The following is a 19,960-nucleotide window of genomic DNA, read 5'->3' on the forward strand; positions in this document are numbered from 1 at the left end:
ACGACGATTTTTGCAGATATGCTAACACTTGCTACCAAAATAGGCGACTGGTTGGCTACTGTGATGGGAACAATTGTAAGCTATATCTTATTGATTGCAAACCATAGGAAATTTTTTCCGTACAGTATTGTATTATCAGTTTATTGTTCACTTGAAAAAATGATAGTGAAAATAGCAGAATTACTAGTTTCTGCGACGGACGACATCCAACCGGGAAACTGCCCTCTATAGTGTATCCAGCCTCCTGAAAGCACTGCCCTTTACTTGATCGAATTCGACTACGCTGGCCGACCAGATCGCTTCGGCAAGTTCTCTAAGCCGCTGGATGGCTCTTTCGGCGTCATCACCGGCGCGACCGCGTTGAACATTTTTCCTTCTTAATACTGCCGGCTCAGCTCGAAACCGAACTGCGCGGCACCTAGTCCGCATGTCCGCTTTCGGTAACACGAAACTTCAAATGAAGGTCTGACATTAGGCGCAAAGCAGCCGTTTGCCGTCGGGCTAAGAGCGGTTGTCCACCTGCTGCGCTCTTTCAAAACTCATGGGCCAGACGACATCTATGCGAGTTGATGGATCCTCGTTCCCGGCACGACGGCCTCAGCGATTTCAGATAAGTGCTTGTGGTGCGTGAGATAGATGACCTGACCTGTGTTCGCCATCTCCCCAAACAATCTGAAAACCTCCTCCGACCGAATATGGTCGAAGGTCTCCATGATGTCGTCGGCGATGAAGGGCACCGAGGGCCGGAATTGCGCGAACTCGTAGTAGCCGGCGAGCCTTAGTGCCAGGTAGAGCTGAAAGCGCGCGCCCTTTGAAAGCGCGTCGGTGACCTTGGATTGCCCGTCACCCTGCACAGCGATGAGCACCTCGCCGCCTTTTGCGGGCTGGGTTGTAAGCCCTGAATACTGGCCACGTGTCATTAGCTTGAACGCGTCTGATGCACGCGCCATCATCCCCGAGCGGTGGCTCTCACGGTAGATTCGCAAAGCATTTCCAGCCGACAGGATGCCAAGCTTTAGCTCTATGTAGCGGGTGGCCTTCTCCTCGATTTCCAGCAGAGTTGTCCGCCGTTCGGCATCCAAGCGAGCAACCTCGCTATCGCCGCCGATGGCGTCCAGCTTGTCGGCCGCGCGCGTCTGCCGGATCAGCTGCTGCTGGATGATTTCATCGAACTGGCGAAGCCGCTGCTCACCCTCAGCCTTCTCGACCGCGAGGCCGTCGAAATCGATCGCGTCCAGGATCGAGCGGGCCTGCTCGAATCCGTCGGCCGCGAGCTCCGCCACTATCCGTTCCTCAAGTTCGGCGACGGTGGCGCGCAAGCTATCGCGCTCACGCAACAGTTCATCGCGTTCGACTACCTCGGGCAGAGTGGCGACACCAAAGACGCCCAGCACCTCGTTCTTGCGGCGTTCGTGTGCCAAAATCTCAGTGTCGAGGATGTCGCGCGCCTCCTTGAGGCGCTTCAGGTCATTGCCGAGGCTTGCTTTCGTTTCGCGTGTCCGCTCGGCACGCTCTAGGCGCTCGGCAAGGCGGATGGCCAACTGCTCCGGCTCGCTATCCTTCGTCGGCTCGTCGGCTTCAACCGCAACGACGATGACCTCGACCAGAAAATTGGCCCTGTCGGCCTCCATCTTGTCGATACGCAGCTGCAGATCGTCCCGTTCCTGCAGGCTTCTTGACAGTTCGGCTAAACGATCGAGCACAGTGCCGACGCCGGATGCTGAGAGCCCGCTTTCGAGCCAAGTTCCCTCGAGTGCTTCGGTAATGCCGGCCAGCCATTCCTCCTCACGACGCTCCGCCACGCCTTCGGCAACCCGTCGGGACGCTAGATCCTCTTCTTTGGAGCTCACCATTCTGAGCGCCTCGGCATACTCTGCGTCCACCTTGCGCTGCCGATCCAGAAACAGCTCAGCGATGACCATGATTGCTTCGAGGGTGTCGCCGGGCTCAGATACTATGCCGACGCTTTCCAGCGCTGCTCTCATTTCCAAGCGTATCTGCTCGCCGGCGTCAGCGGCTCGCTCCGCCTTCCTGCGCGTAAGTTCGATCTGCTCCCAGGCAGCCAGCGCATCGCTGCGCGCCCCGATCTGATCCTCGATCCTTTCGATCAGGCGCTCAGACGAATGTTCCACGGCGTCTCCGAGCAGATCTCTGGCGGCCGCGCGGATTTCCAACAATTGGGTATCCACATCCTTGCCGAGCTGTGCGCGTAGGATGGCATTGCGTGACAGGTCGGCCGCGGCCTCGGCCAGGTCGCGGGTTGTTGCCCGGATCTCGGCCAGGTCCGCCGCGCCGGCCAGCCGGCCTGCGCTGGCAATGTCATCGCGCGCCAATGCCACGGCGAAATCGTCAGCGGTGTCACCGGTCAACACTGCGCGGTGCATTGCCCACGCATCCTCGCGGACACGGCGGATCGCGGCAGCCGCTTCATTGTCGACAACGTCGACCGAGGCACGAAGGGCATCCAATCGTGCCGCGAGTATGGCATGGCTGCCCTCGTATTCGGCGAGGCGTTCGGCAAGCACGGCGGTGTTCCTTGCCAGTTCTGACGCTACAGTCTTCCAGGCGGCAATGTGCCCGGCGCTCGGAACCGCGACGTTGGCGAGAGCAAGGGCATCTCCGCTCCATGGATGCAAGCGCGCGAGCGCCGCCTCCCATCGAATTGTTCCCGCATCTTCCGCCTCGCGAGCCGTCCTGATGTCTGCCTGGTGTCCGCTTGCTCGCGCTTTCGACAAAGCCGAGCCCAGCCTTGCCCTGGCAGGTTCGGGCACCGCCCTTTCCTCGCCGACCCGCTGCCTTGCCGCCTGCAGCGCATCGAGTGCTGCCGCGGCTTCGTCGCGAGCGGCGCGCACCCCGGTAGCAATCCCGGACCTCTGCTCGACCATAGCGCGAACGACGCCAACGGTGACGGCAGGCAGAAGCAGCGCGGCAGGATCCGGCTCGGAAGATCGGCCCAAGGCGGCAAGGCAGCTTGCCACGGTGTTGTTGAGGATTTGCAGCCCCATCCTACGAGTGGGCAAGTCAAAGCCAGCCGCGGTATGGCGCACCTTGCTCTCCGCCAGCCCGCGAATGCGTTCCGAAATCGACAGGACCGATTCATCCTCGTCGACCGCAGTGACTTTTGCCGCCAAGCGCTCGACCTCGTCGATGTTTGCGGACAGCCGTGTTCTGAGGCTGGCATCGTCATCGATCAGCTCGGTGACACTACCCGTCCACGTGCGAGCTGGGGAGGCGATGTCCGGCAGCTCATTCAGCCGGGCAATCTTGCGCCGGATATCCGCCAGCATCGGCGCAGCACGCACGTAACGAGCAATGGTATCCAGCCTGGCCACCAGCACCGCTCGGTCGCTGATGGTCCGGTCGTATTGCTGCGCTGCATCGAGACGTTCGGCCTCCAGGCCCTCATAGGTCGATGCAAGTGTGTCGATCGCATCCCTGCGCGACTTCACGTCAACAAGGCGCTTCTTCAGCAGCGCCAGTTCGGTCCCATGCGCCTGCTTCCGATACAGAGCGTCTGCTTCGGCCTCGAGGGCGTTCAACGTATCACTTGCGTTCCCAAGACCGGCGCTGGCCGTGAAGAGGAGCTTGCCGAGGTCGCCCCGCGACTCCAGGATCGACTTCCCGCCCGCTTCCAGCGTCTCGTCATCGAGTGAGAACATCGTCGTGTAAGCCTCACGCGACAGTCCGGCGAGATGCGCCGTGATAGCCACCTCGCTCACCGGTTGGCCCATCGCGTTCAATAGCGAATTAGTACGCTGTTTCGTACGCGTGAACGTGTGCTCGGAGCCGGCCAGTTCCAGCACGCCGCCGATGCGCATGGCGCTGTACTCGTGCAGGAAGTTGTAGCGGCTCCGTTCCTCGATGCCGAACAGCAAGTCTAGATAGGCGGAAAGCGCGGTCGATTTGCCGGCCTCATTCAGGCCGAACACGATATGTAGGTCAGGTCCGGATTCCGGTTTGGGTCCGAAGTCGATCGAACCATCGGTGAACTTTCCATAACGAATGAGGTCGAGGCGCCGCAACCTCATGACGATCCACCGAACTTAAGGCGGGCAGTCACCAAGTCCGCGCCCCTGGAAAGCACCTGATCGAGGAACCGTTCCAGCGCGGCTTCGTCCTTCCCAGCAAAATCGCGTCCGTCGGCCGGAAGGTCGGTGACCATCTTTTGCACGAACGCCCTCGCCTCGGCGCGGAAGGCCTCCGACTTGGCATCGGCACGCATGGATTGCTCGAGTTCAAAAACCGGATCAGCAATATCCTCGGCCGTCTCCGCCCGAGGTGGTGCGAGGTCAAGCTCGAGCTTTTCCACCCATGTATGGTCTAGCTGTTCCGCAGCCTGTTCGGCTTCGGCAAGAAGGAGGTCCTTGTCGCGGATCAGCGCCCACATCAGTGGTGACGTTCCTGTCAGGCCAATGCGGGCCACAGCATGACGCGACCGGACGGCGACCCGCATCTCTTCGAGTGCGTATCGAACACGCGCGACTGCCTCGGGCCACTCTACTGCTCCGGTAAGGTCGACGCTGACCCGTTCGAACTGCGCAACGCTGGTCAGCCTTTCCTCGATCTCAATCGAACGGTCGTCGCGCACCGTCACCAAGGTGACTGATTTCTCGCCGGCCTCATTGATGTCCCTCCCCTGCGGTATTCCCGGCATCACAACCGTGCTTGCCCCGGAATAGACTTGGCGAACGTGAATGTGGCCAAGCCCCCAATAGTCGAAACCGTGGGCGTGCAAGTCAGCGATGCTGCAGGGCGCGTAAACATCGTGACCGGGCGATCCCGCCAGACTGGTATGCATGATGCCTACGTTGACGGCCCCTTCACGAGCAGCCGGATATTTGGTCAGCAGGCTGTCCGGCGCCTTAGGGTTCGCAAAGCTCAAACCATGGAAAACGACGTCCAGACCGCCGGCTGTCTGCAATACCGACTGAGCACGACCACCAAAGATTGTAACGGTGTTGGGAAAAACCAATTGTTTGGAAATCCGCGACAGGGCGTCGTGATTGCCGCGGATCTTGAGAACCCTGATGCCGGCCTGATGCAAGCGCATTATCTGCGCGCCCAAGAACCGCGCAGTCTTCATCGAAGTCTGATCGCCATCGTAGAGGTCGCCGGCTATGACCAACGCGTCCACACGTTCCTCAAGGCAGAGATCCACTATCGAAACGAATGCCTGGCGGCTGGCGTCGCCCACCAGCCCGGCAAGATCGGGATTTCGCATCGCCAGCGAACGAAGCGGCGAGTCGAGATGAATATCGGCCGTGTGTACGAATCGAAATGCCATTCGGCCTCCGCCGGGGAAAGAGGTGTTCCGAGCTTCGACAGAATTGCAACGAGAGCGCTGCAGCGCCCCGTTACACTTCGGCTAATTTCTCGCTCGCGGATTCGCCGGCCACCAACAAGCCGTCTTGGGGCCGTAACAATCCCTTGGCAACTAAGTCGGCGACCCCAGCTGAAATCAGCTGCCTCAATTGTGCGCTTGTGGCTTTGAAGCCCAGCATCCTCGCAACGCCTGTGGCGATTTCTTCCTCTGTCGCACCGAGGTTGGATTTCACGACTTCCATGGCGCCTTGGGCAACTTCGTCCTGCGCAATCATTTCGGGCCTACGCAATCCAGGGGACACGACCCCACTGCGATCCCTGAGACGAACAGGAGCACCTGGCTTGAAGCAGAAGTTGCCTCGACGGGCTACTGCACCACCTCTCTGTGCTATACCCACCCCTCGCTCGATTGCATCCTGAATCCTGCCACCGGCCCGCTGCAGACCCCACGCATCCCGAATACGCGAAACTATTTCGTCGACATGGATTGGCGTTTCTGTAGCCACGACCTGCTCGACCAGCCCGGCCATGATTCCGCTGGGCGTCTCGTGGAGTTCGAACGGTCCCGGTCGCTTTAGTTGAGTCTCCTCGTAGGTTCGATTGGGAGTCTCGGATCCGTTTGTGCTCTCGAGACCGATTTCCGTCACATTCCCTCGGTCGACCGTAACAACCTGCACAGCTACAGCACGATTTCTCTGGACCCCCAATTCGGCCCGCTCATCGAGTTCGTTTCTGGCAGCCTCAATCGCTAGTATGGTTCGCTCCAGCTGCTCACGAGGTCGTTGGAACCAGTCAGCGCTCCAGATCCGATGAATAATCCAACCATGGTCTTCCAGAACAGACTGCCGAAGCCGGTCTCGATCCCTGGCAGAGCGAGATGAATGATATTCTGCGCCATCGCATTCGATGCCGAGAATATAGCGGCCTGGCCTTTCTGGATCCGCAACCGCGAGGTCGATGAAGAAGCCGGCAATGCCCACCTGAGCATGAACCTGATAACCCTTTTCGATCAGCGCGTTGGCTACCTGTTCTTCAAAGATTGAATCCATTTCTCGAACCGTGGCCTGGGCAAGCGAAATTCGCCCTGTTCTCGCGTAGTGCAAGAAGAGCTTGAAGGCGAAGATGCCTTTCCCTTTGCCGCGCTCCAGGTCGATGTCCTCGTCTGTGATGGACGCGAATACTTCGCAGCTGCGCTTGGCACGGCTTATGAGGACGTTGAGCCGACGCTCGCCGCCTTCCGCACCAAGAGGGCCAAAACGCATGGCCATGTATCCCTGCGCATTCTTGGCGTACCCCACCGAGATCATGATAACGTCACGCTCATCGCCTTGAACATTTTCGAGGTTCTTGACGAAGAATGGCTCGCTGGGATGCGCGTGAAAGAATTCTTCGGTGTCGGGATTTAGTCGCCGCAGCGCTTCGAGTTCATCCTGGATCGCGCGGCGTTGGCTAACCGAAAATGTTGCAACGCCTAGAGTCTCTTTCGGGTTCACCTTTGCATGACGGATGATCGCCTCCGCTACTGCTCTCGCCTCTACCGGATTGGTTCCTGTGCCGCCGGAATCGAAGACCCCCTCCGGCACATGATGAAACCGCAACCCCATACCTGCCTCTTGGGTATAAGGGCTTGGCACGATGAAAAGCCGGTTCTCGTAGAACTGGCTGTTCGACACTGCGATTAGAGATTGGTGACGGCTACGGTAGTGCCAGCGGAGCATACGCTGCGGCAAGCCGCGGGCCGTGAACAGGCCGAGGATGCTTTCAATGTCGGCGACCTGCGCGCCCTCACCCTCGTCATCGTCAGACTGCGAGCCTGTCATCTTCGCGAAGAATGTCGTGGGTGGCAGTTGGCGTTCGTCGCCAACAACGACCACCTGATTGGCTCTGGCGATCGAGCCAAGCGCGTCCACGGGTTGTATCTGAGACGCCTCGTCCATCACGAGCAGATCGAAGGACATCCGGCCGGGCGACAGGAATTGCGCCACCGAAAGCGGGCTCATCATGAACACTGGCTTCAGCGCCTGGATGGCAGGGCCTGCCTTCTGCATCAATTGCCGGATGGGCATGTGGCCCCGTCTGCGCGCCATCTCAGAACGAAGCAGCCCGACAGGTCCAGCTCCGCCGTCTCTTGAAGGAATTTTCCGGTGATGGGCCGTTACAACTTCGATTGCGCCGGCCTTGATGCGCTGGCGGTCCAGATCTGCGAAGTCACGTACAGCCCGGGAATGCAGTTCCCCGTCGAACCTTGCCAGCTCCGGCTCATCGGTCGCCATCGCCAGAAACATTCGTTCGTAGTAGGCCATATCAAAAACTGATCGTGCCGATCCTGTTGTAATCTGGCCGTTGGCCAGGCCGTCTATCAACTGTCCCAGTCCAGCCTTTCGGGCCGTTTCGGATCGCTCTTCATAGGCAACCCATTTCGAGAGCTGCTCCTGATGATTGAGCCAACCCTGCAGCCGAGAAACGACCTCGCCTATCGCGACGTCCGGAAAATCGTCTACTCCAAACAAGGAGGGAGCATCGGCTTTCAAATCCCCTGTAAGCGCCTTCAATTCCCGCGCTGCCGCTTGGGCCGCTTCACGTGCTGAACGAGCCGAGTTTGCGATCTCGATTCTTTCAGGCAACCGCGCAGCCAGATGTCGAATCGAGCCATTTTCTTTCAGCCAGAGCTCGGCTTGCGTGAGAGCGGCCCAATCGGATCCTCGACCGTGCCACGACGAGCCGAATGCGAACTTGCCTAGGCTCTCTCCCGCATCGATCTCTTGAGCAAGCGCTTGTAGTCTGCCTAGTCGGCGCAGTAGCTCCACCCGCTCAGCGATCAGATCCGGAACGTCAGTCAGAACCTGTCGTGACGCATCATCGGCTTGAGCTACAGTGCTCGCCTTCGCTTCCATCAGTTGCAGTGAGGCCCGCTCGGCGGAAGCCACATCACCTAGCACGGATGACGCGAGATGGCCGAGATCGTTCCAGAAACCTTCAATAATCGGCCGACCGATTTCGATAACCTTACGAACTCGCGCTGCACGCGCACCGGCCTCGGAGCGTTCCGCCATCCGGCCGGCGATAATCCGAGGTTCGGAGCCCAGCCCTCGTAAAGTGCGCATCCATTCCACTAGCGCCAGCAGTGGCGCAGATGGCGATCGCTCCCCACGCCAATCTGCCCCGAAGGCGGAACGGCCAAAAGCGTCGCCTTCGCGGACTCTTGCTGCGGCAGCCTGACCCTTCATCAAAAGGTCGAGGAGACCAACTATCTGCGTCGCAGGCGCGCTGGGGTCGACCACAATAGTCCGCACAAGTGCAGTGGCGCGACGGTAGTCGCCGTTCAATGCTTTCAATATCCCGGTGTGTGTGGCGAGCGCTTGCCGCGCCGAGGCCACCTCGGTGTTCCACGCGGCGTCAACGACTTTCGCCTGGAGTTCTGCCCGAGTAGCTTCAAGCGTCGCGATGCTCTCTGCCAGATCGCCTGCTTGCTCGAGTCCGGAGTCCCAAACGGTGGCTGCAAAAGCCTCCGGACTTGCGTCAGGTGCTGCCGCTACTCGCTCGCCGGTCACGACCAGCCTGAGCAAGCCTGCCAACGTGTCAGGCAATATCGCCGATCCGAGTTCCTGATTGAGGCGCTCAGCTTCTTCCCTCAAGCGTGGGAGCAGCACGGTCAGCTGTCGCGCACGATGGAAACCATCTTTCGGAAATTCCGAGGGAAGCTTTGCAAGCTCTGTCTCGAGACCTTCAATTGGCGCGTCGATAGCCGTCGTCGCCAACTGCTCCGAAAGTTCCTCCGACTTGCGGGCGAAATCCGTTCCTGACCAGAGAAGCGATGAAATGTCTTTCGGACGCTCATCCCATACCGGGGAGACGAGCGCCTCGGCAGGAAGTCCAGGTGCGGACGCGAGAAGCTCGGCGCGATCTTCTATCTCGCCGCTGTCGCTGAGAATTTTCGGAGGCTCGGCTTCGATCCGCTCGGCGATACCGACCAGTTTGGCGTGCAGAGCCTTGGCTTGATCCAGCAACGACGCAATGCGTGGGACGAGCCTCTCAATGGTCGTTGGAAGAACGACATCCAGGCTCACTCCCCGCCAAGGATGGTGGATCGGCAAACCGATTTCGTTGATCCGCTGAGAGACCTCATCGAGTATCTTGCGACGTTGCGAAACACCGTCATTTGTCCAGCTTGTGGCAGCCGCAAGTTCGATGTCCACGGGTTTCTGACCGGCCTGCCTTAGGCGGGTCAGCTGACCTAGAACCTGATAGGCGGTGAGTTCGGAGGCTCCATATGGAACATGCATCCTCGTAGCATGTGCATTGAGTTTGTCCCGGGCCTCCAGCAGGCGTTCAGTCAGGGAAGAAGGAAGCTGTCCCCTGGGCGATCCGAGTTGCCAGGTTCGCCGCAGCTCCTCTAGCATCATGCGCTTGTTCGCCTTGTTACTATGCAGCTCAAGGCAGGCGTCCCCCACCCCAGCAGTGTCAAGCCGTCGCTTGACGACCTCCAGCGCGGCCATCTTTTCGGCCACGAAAAGCACAGTCTTTCCGTCGGCAACGGCCGACCCGATAATGTTTGCGATCGTCTGCGATTTTCCTGTCCCGGGCGGACCTTGGATAACGAGGTCGCGACCCCTTCTTGCATCATGGATCGCCAGCGTCTGAGAACTGTCGCTGTCGACGATATGCAACATTTCGGCAGGCGCAATATGCGGATCAATCGCAATGTCGTCCGACATCAGCGGTTCGCGTGTTTCGAAACCATCTGAAAGAAGCGAGCGGATCTTCGGTTGTTCGATAATCTTTGCGCCATCCGGCCAGAGATCCGGATCCAGGTCACGGTACATCAAGAACTTAGCGAACGAAAAGAAGCCGAGCACCATATCATCGGCAGGCACCTGCCAACCCTCTTTGGTCGACACTGCTTCGGCAACGGCATCGAGGTAGGCCGAGACGTCGAAGTCGTCTCCTACTTCAAAACGCGGCAGGGCGAGCTTGTGGATGCGGTCGAGATAGAGTTCCAAGGAGAGGTTTGCGGTAAGATCTTCCGGACGAGCTCGCAGCCGAAACTTTTCTCCAGCGGCCCCTCGCTCAAGCCGCACCGGCACCAAAATGAGAGGAGCCTGACGGATGTTTTCTTTGTTGTTCGGGTCAATCCACTTCAGCATTCCAAGGGCCAGAAAGAGGATATTGACGCCCTGCTCTTCCTCGAGTGTGCGGGCATCATGGTAGAGATCAAGGAGCCGTCGCTGCAGTCCGGTTGGGGTCATACGCGTCTGCAGCTTGGTGTCTGAGTGTCGCGCGGATATCCCTCTATCGTCGACTTCCTCGTCCTCAGGCTGAGCGAGAGCGACGGGGGAATAGTCGATTTCCTCGTCTGTAGGGTTGCTTCCATCCTGGCCCGCTTTCGGCCTATCGGGCTTGCCGGCCAGGAAGGTAAAAGCCTTTCCTTCGGTTACCAGCAACCGATAGATTTCGGACGACTTCTCGTCGACGATATCGATCGTCTTCGCGCTCTTGGAAAACCGCGGCACATTCAAAAGTCGATTGCGGGCGGAAAGATCGAGCAACTCCATCCTGGCGCGCTCGAGTTTCTCCTTCAGAGGCAGATTGCTTTGGAAGACTGACTGTTTTACGTCCAACACTTACCCCCCCGTACAAGGCGGACCACCTAGAGCCTGCGTAAGGGTTCGCGCAAGAAAAACAGCCGTTCTCAACTTCAAACGACTGCGGTCAACCCTGCAAAACGATTAGTATTGTGACATCAGATACGGGCGAAAGATATTATGCTTTGGCCCAGACCTCCTACCTAATCACCATCTGACGAGGATGTCTTCTCCCGACTCCCATATGCAGCAGCGTCGAGTATGTCTTGATCCGACGTGGAGAATCGGTTGCGGTATCGGATAGCCCTCGCACTCGGGGCTCGGTCCGATTCGTTACCCTTCTCGTCAGCAACACCACCCTTTGGCCTTACCTTTGGGGATCTTTCGAAAATGTCATAGATACGATCCTCACTCTCTGCGACTGTAAATCCATCCATCGGCTACTCTCAAGCCGCTTTCTCGGTCATACAAAGAAAACGCCTTTCAAATATTAGGCAAAGGTCGCCACGGGTTTCCGAAGGCAATGGCGCTTGGGCGCTCGCTAAAAGGTCGCGACTAAAAATCGTTGCCCATTGCTGCCCCATTGGCTTTACGATCCCGGAAAATAGGCTCTGCTGCGATAGCGCGCGAGCATAAACGGCGGAACGCCACTTCGCTTCGCGAAGGCTAGATGCCGTTTCCTACTTTTCCCCCCACTAGCCCAGACATATTGACGGGGCGACCATGTTCGATGCACGAGATGCGAACGCGTTCATCCGTTGGAGGCGGCTGGTTTTTCCAACGGAGAAGTAATAGATGGGTGTTATATTGCCAAATTGTGGAGTGATGAATTGGCTGACGGAATCGAAAATACCGCTGGCGCACTGATCGAGCTCACCGCCGATATCGTCGCGGCCTATGTAAGCAAAAATCCAGTGCCTGTCTCTTCCCTGCCCGACCTCATTGCGAGCATAAATTCATCCTTGGCGCGCGTCGGTCAGATCGCTGAACCAGAGAAGCCGACCCAAATTCCAGCGGTGAACCCCAAGCGCTCAATTACTCCAGACTACATCATCTGCCTCGAGGACGGCAAAAGATTCAAGTCTCTTAAGAGGCATCTGAATACGGGTTTTGGCCTCACACCCGATGCCTATCGTCAGAAATGGGGCCTGCCGAACGACTACCCAATGGTGGCGCCGAACTATTCGGCTAGTCGCTCTAACTTGGCAAAGTCAATGGGCCTCGGTCGCAAACCAGCGCCGGCGAAAAAGGGGCCCACGAAGCGGGCGAAGGCACGTTAGAAATCATGCGGCCTGCCCTTCGCGACGGATCGGAAATTGAATAGCAATCGCTATTCTCATCGTCGCCGCGCGCGACCAAGGCGCGTCGCGGAACCAATCGCCCGCAGACGTTTCTTTCCAGATGTGCCCTTGCCTCTGATCCTAGTGATCGTGGTGGCCTTGGCTGCTTACGCCACCCACTATTTTACAGGGCCGGGCGACCAGTTAGGTGGTCTGGATATAGCAAACTCGACCGGGTCGAGACCGGCGCCGATTGTCGGCATAGCATCGGTGGTTGATGGAGACACGATAGAAATCCACGGGCAGCGCGTCCGCTTCAACGGCATCGATGCACCCGAAAGCCGCCAATACTGCACTTACGCGAGCGGACATCAATACCCCTGCGGGCGCCAGGCGGCCGAAGCACTGGCGAATTTCCTTGCGGCTTCGCGGCCTGTCCAATGCACATTTGTTTCATGGGACCGGTACCGTCGCTTCGTCGGTGATTGCCGTCGCGCGGACGGTGTCAGCGTCGCGTCCTGGATGGTTGAACATGGTCGAGCCTTGGACTGGCCCCGCTACAGCCACGGAGCCTATGCGCAACAGCAAACTAATGCTGAAACCGCTAGGGTCGGAATCTGGATTGGAACTTTTGACAAACCTTGGGATTGGCGCGAACAACATTCCGAAGCTACGAACCCAACCAAAAGCCCACTTGGGCTCATCAGCCGTCGCCAGGTAGCACAGAGCTACTCATGCCAACCTCGCCGCTTTTGCACGCAGATTTCAACTTGCGAAGAAGCGCGTTGGTATCTCGCCAACTGCTCATGGGGGAGCAAGTTGGATCGAGATAGCGATGGGATTCCGTGCGAAGGCGTTTGCTGACCTGGGCTCGTGCTTTGAGCCCATCCCCGACCGTCACTCCCTAGAGTGCGCATTTAGCGTTATGGATTGGCGGTCGGAGCTTCGATGCAATTGAGCGAGCTCCGACAGAGCCTGGCAAAAGGGCTGACTGACGTTTGTCTTGGAAAATTCCACCAGCTCGTTAAGTCCGGACGGGCTAGAAAACCGCAACGCTTCGTAGCGGCAGACAGGGATCTGCCGATTGTCTTTGAAGCGCTTGTCGGGCCCGCCGTTTTTGTTTGGGTGAGCCCAGGTGTAGCTCACGATCTCCGCATCAGATGGAACTTTGCCGGTCTCGATAAAATTACTCGGGGCGAATTGGGTCTGCAGATCGGCATATCCGACTGCGCCGTATCGGTTTCCGTCCTTCACCAGCACTAGGTCAGGCATGAAGAAGAGCACCTGCCGACCCACATGGATTGAAGGCGGAGTAACGTTGCTGCGCACAACCTTCGGCAAGGAGCTTTCAAGTGTCGTGGGCTTTTTGTCGACCAGCATGCTGGCCCCGGCATTTCGCTTCCAAGCCGTCAGATCCTCTATCTTGCCGCCGGCAGCGACATGCCATCTCCCTCCGCAGCCGGTGAGAGTTTCGAACGCGCCGACAAGTCGCCCGTAGGCGGCCTCCGCGTCTTTTTCCAGATCGTAATAGAGCACGCTTACCCGGCGGTAGCTGTCAAACCATTTGCCAATGAGCATACCCGGCACAAAGGCACCGATGCCCAGCACCGGTGCGGCACCTCCGAGCTTGGTCCCCACAAGGAAACCTGCAATCCCGAACAGAACCGCGAGTGCTACGGACAGCCGCGTCTGCGATTGCCTAGCATTGATTTCATCGAGCACATTGGCGAATGTCTCGTCACGCATCTCCACCACATCGCGGGACTCGATTTCTCTCATCACGACGCCGTCAGAGACGTATTCCGGGGGCGAGGATTGTGGACGGGGTTGCGGCGCAAATGGGGTTTGAGAGAGCTGCACTACCTTCTTCGCGCTGGCCTTGCCTAAAGTGCCACGATAATAGAGCCCACCGACGCCGGCGTGGATGTAGTGACCTCGTGGCCCAGTGCCGATGCGGAGGCCCTTCACGCCAACGGAAGCGCCAACCCCACCGGACGAAAAGTTAAAGCGGAATGGTCCCGCACTGATCGATTTTCGAACGTAAAACCCCATAGCCCAATCCCCCCAACTCAACTGCCGTACCGGCTAAGGCGCCAGTGTTTCGTCGCCATTCATGGTTTGGCGCCGCCAACCGGCGCCAATTTTGATCGCTGCCTCACCCTTATCTCAATGCGTCTTCGAGCCCTCACATCGCCCATCTGCGCTCCGTCGGTGAGATGATCGCCGGGCAGGATGAGCTGACCACCTGACATCGGCAAAATCGTAAACCCCTTTAATGCAGGCATGTCACTGAGCACACTCGTAACTGAAATCGCGCGCGCCAGCCCAAGGCCAGCATTGTCGGCGGGATGGAGTGAGCCGATTTCCACTTTCCCTGACAAGACCGGTTGGAGCCCCTTGTCCATGTTGGAGGATTCGCCCGCCATTGCCTGTTCGTCCGTGTGTCCAATCACCTCAATCACGTCGACACCGTACGAGGTTGCAGTGCCGGCGATTGTCTTCGCAAGATCGCGCAACTTTGTTTTGAATGGATCCGAAAGCTCTGCGCTTCCGGTATCGAAATTATAGCCATCCAGTTCGCTAAGACTAATGATCGGCGGCCAATCGTGAGGTTTTGCTGCTTGCGTCGGCTCTGCAGCCTTCTTGAGCGCATCCGTCAGATCCTGCAGCCCTTTGTCGGTGCCGATGTAACCAAATTCTTTCAAGACCTTCGCCGCATCTATCATGGCCTTGGCCTGATCAACGCTTATGTCGTTGTCCGCAAGGACCTTCGCGACAGGGGCATTTCGCACGACCTCCTCCAGGGAAATACCTGCTTCCTTGACCGACTTAACAGCATCCTTGGCCAGGACCAGCTCGCGCCATTCTTCGTCGGGAACGGTTCCCCCGCTCGCGGGCTGAAACACCGCTTTTATCTGAGCCAGAAGCCGCTTGTTTTCGGATTCGAGCCGCTGCACGTTTTCCTTGTTTGATTGAGCGGCTCGCAGTGCCTCATCGGTTTCTTTCTGCTTTTTCGTGATGATAGCACCGGCTGCTAGCAGCAAGCAGAACACCAAAAGCAGCATCGTCTCGGCCATGGTCAGGCCCAGTATCAAACCGCGGCCGTAACCCTTGCGCTCGAAGGCGACCGAAGTCCCGCCAGCGTCACTCACCTGCCCCACCAACTGGTTCGCTTAGGCGGTTCCGTTCGTTCTGCGGGAGGCTCGCTTCCCAGAGATTGGAAAGCGTCTGGTTGGGGCTCAGGCTCGACCCTAATCGGTGCGCTCTCGACGATGTCATTTGCGGCCATATCTGCCCGCGGCTGTTCGATCGCGATAGGTGCGTTGAGAGGGGGAGCAGGCCTCGGCGCGTGGAGGGTTCTTCCTGCCAAGGTTGCGACAAGGTCTCCGGTATCCTTGCTTTGCTTTTGCACCACTGCAGCAAGCGCCTGGGTCAAGCGCTGTTGCGCATGGACGCTCTCCGCTGTTTGCTCTGCGGCTGCCACAGCCCTTTCCACACCTGCGGCCACTTTATCCACAGCATCAACGATGCCCGCCATGCGGGCTTGCTGTTCCTGCGAAGCCGTCTCTGTTTTGACAGCATACTGAGCGACCGCGCTGCCAAGGAGCTTCACCATCGGCGCCAGATCGTTCTTAAGGACCTCATCAGGGACGACAACCTTCTCCAACTTGGTGGCTACGCTGTCGGCCTGTTCACCCAGTCTGCCAACTGAAGAGGACATTGAGCTGTTGGCTTTGTCGAGCAGATCGGCTGCCGCCTCGACGCGCTGTGCGATCGACGAGAACTGACTTTCGATCTGCCCAAAATTGTCGCTCAAAGCGTTGCTGAGCTTTCCCGAGGCCTCTTGAACCGGTTTGATCGATTCCATTGCGATTTTATCCAGCGCCGATCTTATGTGCTCTCCGTTCCGCTCCGCTTGAACGGCAATTTCGGCAAAACCTTCCTCCAACATCTGATTGCTGACGCGGCGAAAGTCAGCAAATTCCCTGGTCACACTTTCCATCTCGGCCCTTACACGCCGCGTCATATCCGCGAGTTCGTGCCTGGCCGTCCGTTCGATGTCGGCAGGATCGCGGCGCATCTGATTGTAAAAGATCCGCAGAGCAATGCCGGTGATCGTCGACGTCACCGCGATGCCAAAGTTCCTCACGATTGTGTCAGTGGATCCTTCGGACCCAAACTGAAACAGCGATACGCCGAGACTCGTCAACGTAAACAGGAAACCCATGTAGTAGAGATTGTCGCCAGTTTGCTCATCGTGGAGCCGCAGCTTGCCGGTGAAGACGGACGCGGCAAGATAGACGAGCATCAGGCACACCGGTGCGCTCGCCGCCATTATCGGGTCTACGCCCGACAGCTTCGCTATTGCGATGAACACGCAGCCACCCAGGGTTAGCGTCGCAAAGACGACAAGGGGCAGGCTCGGATGTCCTAAGAAAGACTCCCCTCGCTTCTTGGTCATCAGTTTAACCCCTCCAACCCTACCAGCTTCTCAAAATCACCATGATGGCTTTGAACCCACCGGGTCCAGAACTCTGCATGTTCGAAAGACCCAAATGGCTTCTTCGCCCTATCGACGTAGAGTATCGTGACCCCAACGCCGTCAAGCGAAGTCCCGTAAGTCCTGTCAGCCGCGCTATCAAGGTACTTCTGATAATCGAGACCCGAACGATATTGTGAGTACAGCGCCGTATGTTCAATCATATCTGACGCGACTATTATTCGTTTTGCGGTCTTGTCTTTCGCCAAACCGCTATCGAATAGCGACAGTTTGATTTTCTGAATTCCGGCCATGATCGGAGATTGGCTCGCCGATTCTCCATTGGGAATCTGGTCGGGAAGCTTCGTCAGAGGATCCTCGAATGCATCTTCCCATTTCTTCTGCCGCCGAGACGGATTGTTCGTCCAGCTGTCGACCGTCGAGCCATCGCCCGGATTGCATCCATCAAACATCACAGTCAGGTCGCCGGGCGTCGCGCCCAGCGTCAATATCTTCAGATAGCCGCCAGGCTCGACGCGCCCAATGGTCTTGCGGAATTCATTCTTCAGATCCGCCATGGTTATCGGCGAAATCGGGTCGGTGGCGTCGATCAAGACCGCTGTTAGGCTTACAGGTCCGTCCAGTGGGCAATTCGTGCTGGTGTCGATTTGGTCCTTCCCGGATCTCGACCACATCCAAACAAAACCAGCCAGCATCACAGTCGACAGCACGGCCAATCCGGTTGCTGCCACAATTGTGCCGCCACTGCCTTTCTTTCTTCTGCGACCCCGCCTAGCCATTCACGCTGTCCGGATGAAGCTTGTCGAGATCTCGGTACTGTTCGATCCCGCGCTCGCATTCCAGCCCGATGAGCCGCACCTGAGCGTTTAGTTCTTCCTGCGCGTCACGAATTGAGGCGCCCAGGTCCTTCTCGCTCCATTCATCGTCGGACGATATCAGGGGTTTTATGCGCTCGAGTTTATAGGATGTGGCAAAATGTTTTGGCGCTGGCTCTGTGCGGGCCTGGATATTGGCCTCCCTGTACTTTGCGAGAAGCTGGTTGCAGGCTCGCTCCAGCTGGTCTTGATGCTGCGCAAAGAGCGTTAGCAGCCTCGACCGATGGTCGACGATCGCCCGATGCTCCCTGCGTCTGCTCCCCAGCCGCTTAACGATATCCTCCACCTTCTCGTTGTGCTCATCACGCACCTCTTGCAGAGCCTCGATCAGCTCGCTCTTGCGCTCGATGTAGTCTTCCCGCCTGGCGACCAATCTGTTTTCAACACCCGCATAGCCCGGGTACGGGTCGAGCACGAACCAACCGTCGATAAATGCAAAGATCGAAAACATGAGGCCGATCGCGAACAGGAGCCAGGATTTCACGTCCATAAGGCCAGCCGGATTGGCGAGCATGCTGCGCACGACCTCGACCCCGGCTCCATCTACAAAGGATCCGCTGACCTCGCGGTAATGCGCAAGCGCCAAGTTTATGGTCAATGCCAAGCCGATATAGGCCACTATCGACAGCGCGCCGATCAGCTTCACGAAAAACGATCTGTGGGTCACCAGGCGTGCACAGAATATTGCGAAAAGCAGAGCGGCGCCGATGTTCAAAAACGAGAACGCGGCGGCTTCGAGGAGCCCGCCAAAGAATCCCTGTTCATTTCCTTTCGCAAGGAAATTTCCGTTCATCGCCGTTTCGATGAGGAACAGGAAGATTAGCAGGGAGACTCGGAAAACATGGGCCGCTCCGTGCTGAACCCTCACGGCGCGGACAAGCCCGTGCTTCTGTTTGAACCAATCGTGTTCCTTCTCCGCATCGTTGAGCGATTTGCGCAAGCCGTGAAGTTCGTCCAGGCCCACTGCGATCGAGGCCTTGAAGTCGGAAACACTGGCGGCGTTCGCCTGACGGATCAGACCAAACTGCTCTTCAAAGTCGAGGCCAGCCAGTCGTCCGGACAGAAGCTGTAGGCTGTCCTCGAGGGTGTGGTGTGCAGCCTTCTTTTCGTCCTCGACCCTCTCGATCACCATGTGCTCAACATCGTCGAAAGTCTTGGCCGCCTTCGGAGGTTGATTCGCCTCTCCCCGCTGCGTTCCACGACCTGCGAGATCCATTTCGCGATCAATTTTCGCGATATCCAGGCTATTGAACAATTGGGTACTAGCGCGGAAATCGTGATTTGCGTCCAGCAGAGACTCTCGCAATTTATTTAGTTTTTCGAATTTTGATCCCACTGCACGCCCCGCACCCAAATTTTCCTGCATCAGGCCCCAACACAAAATGGCTTCTATGCACAGTAGAACCAAAGGGCAACCGCGTTGTCATGACTCTCCGGCCAATTGTTGAGAAGACGATTGTCTTAAGTCATATGCCAACGATAGCGCTCGTGGCTCTTGGCCTTACTATGACCAGAAGGACCGCAGCGCATCGATCTTAAGAAAGACTTCTATCTCGAAGGAGCCTGAAAGTCACACCGGGGGAAAAGGCCTGGTGCGCTTGGTTGTGTTCGCATCTGGCGATTTCAGTGGTTCGACAATGCCTACAGCCGCTTCCGGGGCGTTCGTTCTCGGTCTATGTCGGATGGTTTCGTCCTTGCCATTCGCTACCCCCTAAACCTCTCCGTGTGCCAGACAATTTTGCCGCCTACCTTCATGGGCTTGTGGATTATCAAGCGCTTCGGCAGATGCTCAGGATGAACCTCCATTAACGTGATCTTGACCTGAGGCTTGCAGCGGTTGCAGTCGAATTTCAGCTTCTGCGGATCCACGCCGCCGCCATAGACCATCATGAGATCGGCCGACCGGCAGTAGCGGACATTGCCGCAACTGCATTCGGCTTTCACAAGCATGTTGTGCCGGGTCGCCTTGCCCAGCGTGTCGATCGGATCGTGCGCCATGGGGAACAAACAAAGGAACATATTCCTGTTCAGTCAAGAGGGATTGACTCCGATGTTCTTATTTTGTTCACTGTTGGCAAAACGGAGACACAGCCATGAAACCGATCATCGCCACCGAATCCGAACAGCCCGAGCTGTACGCCCTGGTAAAGCGCGAGCGTCCAGCGATTAACAGGGCGGTCAACAAGATGGCCAAGCAGATGCGTGGCCTGTCCGATGTTAGTCAGAAAGTGGCTATTGCCCAACTTACCGCAACCTGGGCCTTGGCGAACTATCCTGAAGACCCCGATCTTGCGTTATCTCTTTCGGAGGCAATCCGCCATCAGGCCGACATCTATCTCCGGGAAATCACAAAGGCCGGCGTTCGCCACTGATCGAGATTTCTGCGGGCAACTAGGGGTA

At 57.7% G+C, this 19,960-nt stretch carries 12 protein-coding genes; 3 read left to right on the forward strand and 9 right to left on the reverse strand.

The window, feature by feature from the left end:
• Positions 1-557: 557 nt before the first annotated feature.
• The 3 genes from NKJ18_RS16025 to NKJ18_RS16035 all read right to left on the reverse strand — a co-directional run bounded on the left by NKJ18_RS16025 (position 558) and on the right by NKJ18_RS16035 (position 10,943).
• A complete protein-coding gene (locus NKJ18_RS16025) occupies positions 558-4,028 on the reverse strand; it encodes an AAA family ATPase (protein WP_352758750.1) in 3,471 nt (1,156 codons plus the stop codon).
• Positions 4,025-5,284: a metallophosphoesterase family protein gene (locus NKJ18_RS16030; protein WP_352758752.1), complete on the reverse strand. Its 1,260-nt coding sequence runs from the start codon at positions 5,282-5,284 to the stop codon at positions 4,025-4,027. Before NKJ18_RS16030 ends, NKJ18_RS16025 begins: the two co-directional genes overlap by 4 nt.
• A 70-nt stretch (positions 5,285-5,354) precedes the next feature.
• Complete coding sequence (locus NKJ18_RS16035) at positions 5,355-10,943, reverse strand: DUF3320 domain-containing protein (RefSeq protein WP_352758755.1); 5,589 nt, start codon at positions 10,941-10,943, stop codon at positions 5,355-5,357.
• A gap of 791 nt (positions 10,944-11,734) precedes the next feature.
• On the opposite strand from NKJ18_RS16035, the gene NKJ18_RS16040 reads away from it, so the two are divergent.
• Positions 11,735-12,184 carry a Ros/MucR family transcriptional regulator gene (locus NKJ18_RS16040; protein WP_352758756.1) on the forward strand — a complete coding sequence of 150 codons (450 nt, stop codon included), beginning with the start codon at positions 11,735-11,737 and terminating at the stop codon, positions 12,182-12,184.
• Between the two features lie 270 nt (positions 12,185-12,454).
• On the forward strand, positions 12,455-13,048 hold the full coding sequence (locus NKJ18_RS16045; protein WP_352758812.1) for a thermonuclease family protein: 594 nt from the start codon (positions 12,455-12,457) through the stop codon (positions 13,046-13,048).
• 33 nt (positions 13,049-13,081) lie between these two features.
• Here NKJ18_RS16045 and NKJ18_RS16050 read toward each other — a convergent pair whose 3' ends face one another.
• From NKJ18_RS16050 to NKJ18_RS16075, 6 genes are all read right to left on the reverse strand, one after another.
• Positions 13,082-14,236, reverse strand: coding sequence for a DUF4236 domain-containing protein (locus NKJ18_RS16050; protein WP_352758758.1), 1,155 nt, complete (start codon positions 14,234-14,236; stop codon positions 13,082-13,084).
• A 59-nt stretch (positions 14,237-14,295) separates the two neighbouring features.
• The gene (locus NKJ18_RS16055; RefSeq protein ID WP_352758761.1) at positions 14,296-15,336 is read right to left on the reverse strand and encodes an OmpA family protein; all 1,041 of its coding nucleotides are present in this window, start codon (positions 15,334-15,336) and stop codon (positions 14,296-14,298) included.
• Entirely contained in the window at positions 15,333-16,646 is a 1,314-nt protein-coding gene (locus tag NKJ18_RS16060; RefSeq protein WP_352758763.1) for a methyl-accepting chemotaxis protein, read from the reverse strand. Before NKJ18_RS16060 ends, NKJ18_RS16055 begins: the two co-directional genes overlap by 4 nt.
• Positions 16,646-17,416, reverse strand: coding sequence for a hypothetical protein (locus NKJ18_RS16065; protein WP_352758766.1), 771 nt, complete (start codon positions 17,414-17,416; stop codon positions 16,646-16,648). The genes NKJ18_RS16060 and NKJ18_RS16065 overlap by 1 nt, the downstream gene beginning before the upstream one ends.
• Positions 17,417-17,456: 40 nt before the next feature.
• The gene (locus NKJ18_RS16070; protein WP_352758768.1) at positions 17,457-18,926 is read right to left on the reverse strand and encodes a hypothetical protein; all 1,470 of its coding nucleotides are present in this window, start codon (positions 18,924-18,926) and stop codon (positions 17,457-17,459) included.
• Between the two features lie 338 nt (positions 18,927-19,264).
• Positions 19,265-19,558 (reverse strand): hypothetical protein, encoded by a 294-nt coding sequence (locus NKJ18_RS16075; RefSeq protein WP_352758771.1) that lies wholly within the window; start codon positions 19,556-19,558, stop codon positions 19,265-19,267.
• 95 nt (positions 19,559-19,653) lie between these two features.
• Between NKJ18_RS16075 and NKJ18_RS16080 the strand changes: the two genes are divergently transcribed.
• Positions 19,654-19,932 (forward strand): hypothetical protein, encoded by a 279-nt coding sequence (locus tag NKJ18_RS16080; RefSeq protein ID WP_352758773.1) that lies wholly within the window; start codon positions 19,654-19,656, stop codon positions 19,930-19,932.
• Positions 19,933-19,960: the final 28 nt, after the last annotated feature.

Origin of the sequence: Mesorhizobium sp. M0217, assembly GCF_040321955.1 — a bacterium.
Lineage (GTDB): Bacteria > Pseudomonadota > Alphaproteobacteria > Rhizobiales > Rhizobiaceae > Mesorhizobium.

What these genes read in the sequence shown, in the direction of transcription:
- NKJ18_RS16070 (WP_352758768.1), bottom strand. Translation starts at nt 18,926, where the DNA reads ATGCAGGAAAATTTGGGTGCGGGGCGTGCAGTGGGATCAAAATTCGAA.
- NKJ18_RS16030 (WP_352758752.1), bottom strand. Translation starts at nt 5,284, where the DNA reads ATGGCATTTCGATTCGTACACACGGCCGATATTCATCTCGACTCGCCG.
- NKJ18_RS16060 (WP_352758763.1), bottom strand. Translation starts at nt 16,646, where the DNA reads ATGACCAAGAAGCGAGGGGAGTCTTTCTTAGGACATCCGAGCCTGCCC.
- NKJ18_RS16080 (WP_352758773.1), top strand. Translation starts at nt 19,654, where the DNA reads ATGAAACCGATCATCGCCACCGAATCCGAACAGCCCGAGCTGTACGCC.
- NKJ18_RS16050 (WP_352758758.1), bottom strand. Translation starts at nt 14,236, where the DNA reads ATGGGGTTTTACGTTCGAAAATCGATCAGTGCGGGACCATTCCGCTTT.
- NKJ18_RS16025 (WP_352758750.1), bottom strand. Translation starts at nt 4,028, where the DNA reads ATGAGGTTGCGGCGCCTCGACCTCATTCGTTATGGAAAGTTCACCGAT.
- NKJ18_RS16075 (WP_352758771.1), bottom strand. Translation starts at nt 19,558, where the DNA reads ATGGCGCACGATCCGATCGACACGCTGGGCAAGGCGACCCGGCACAAC.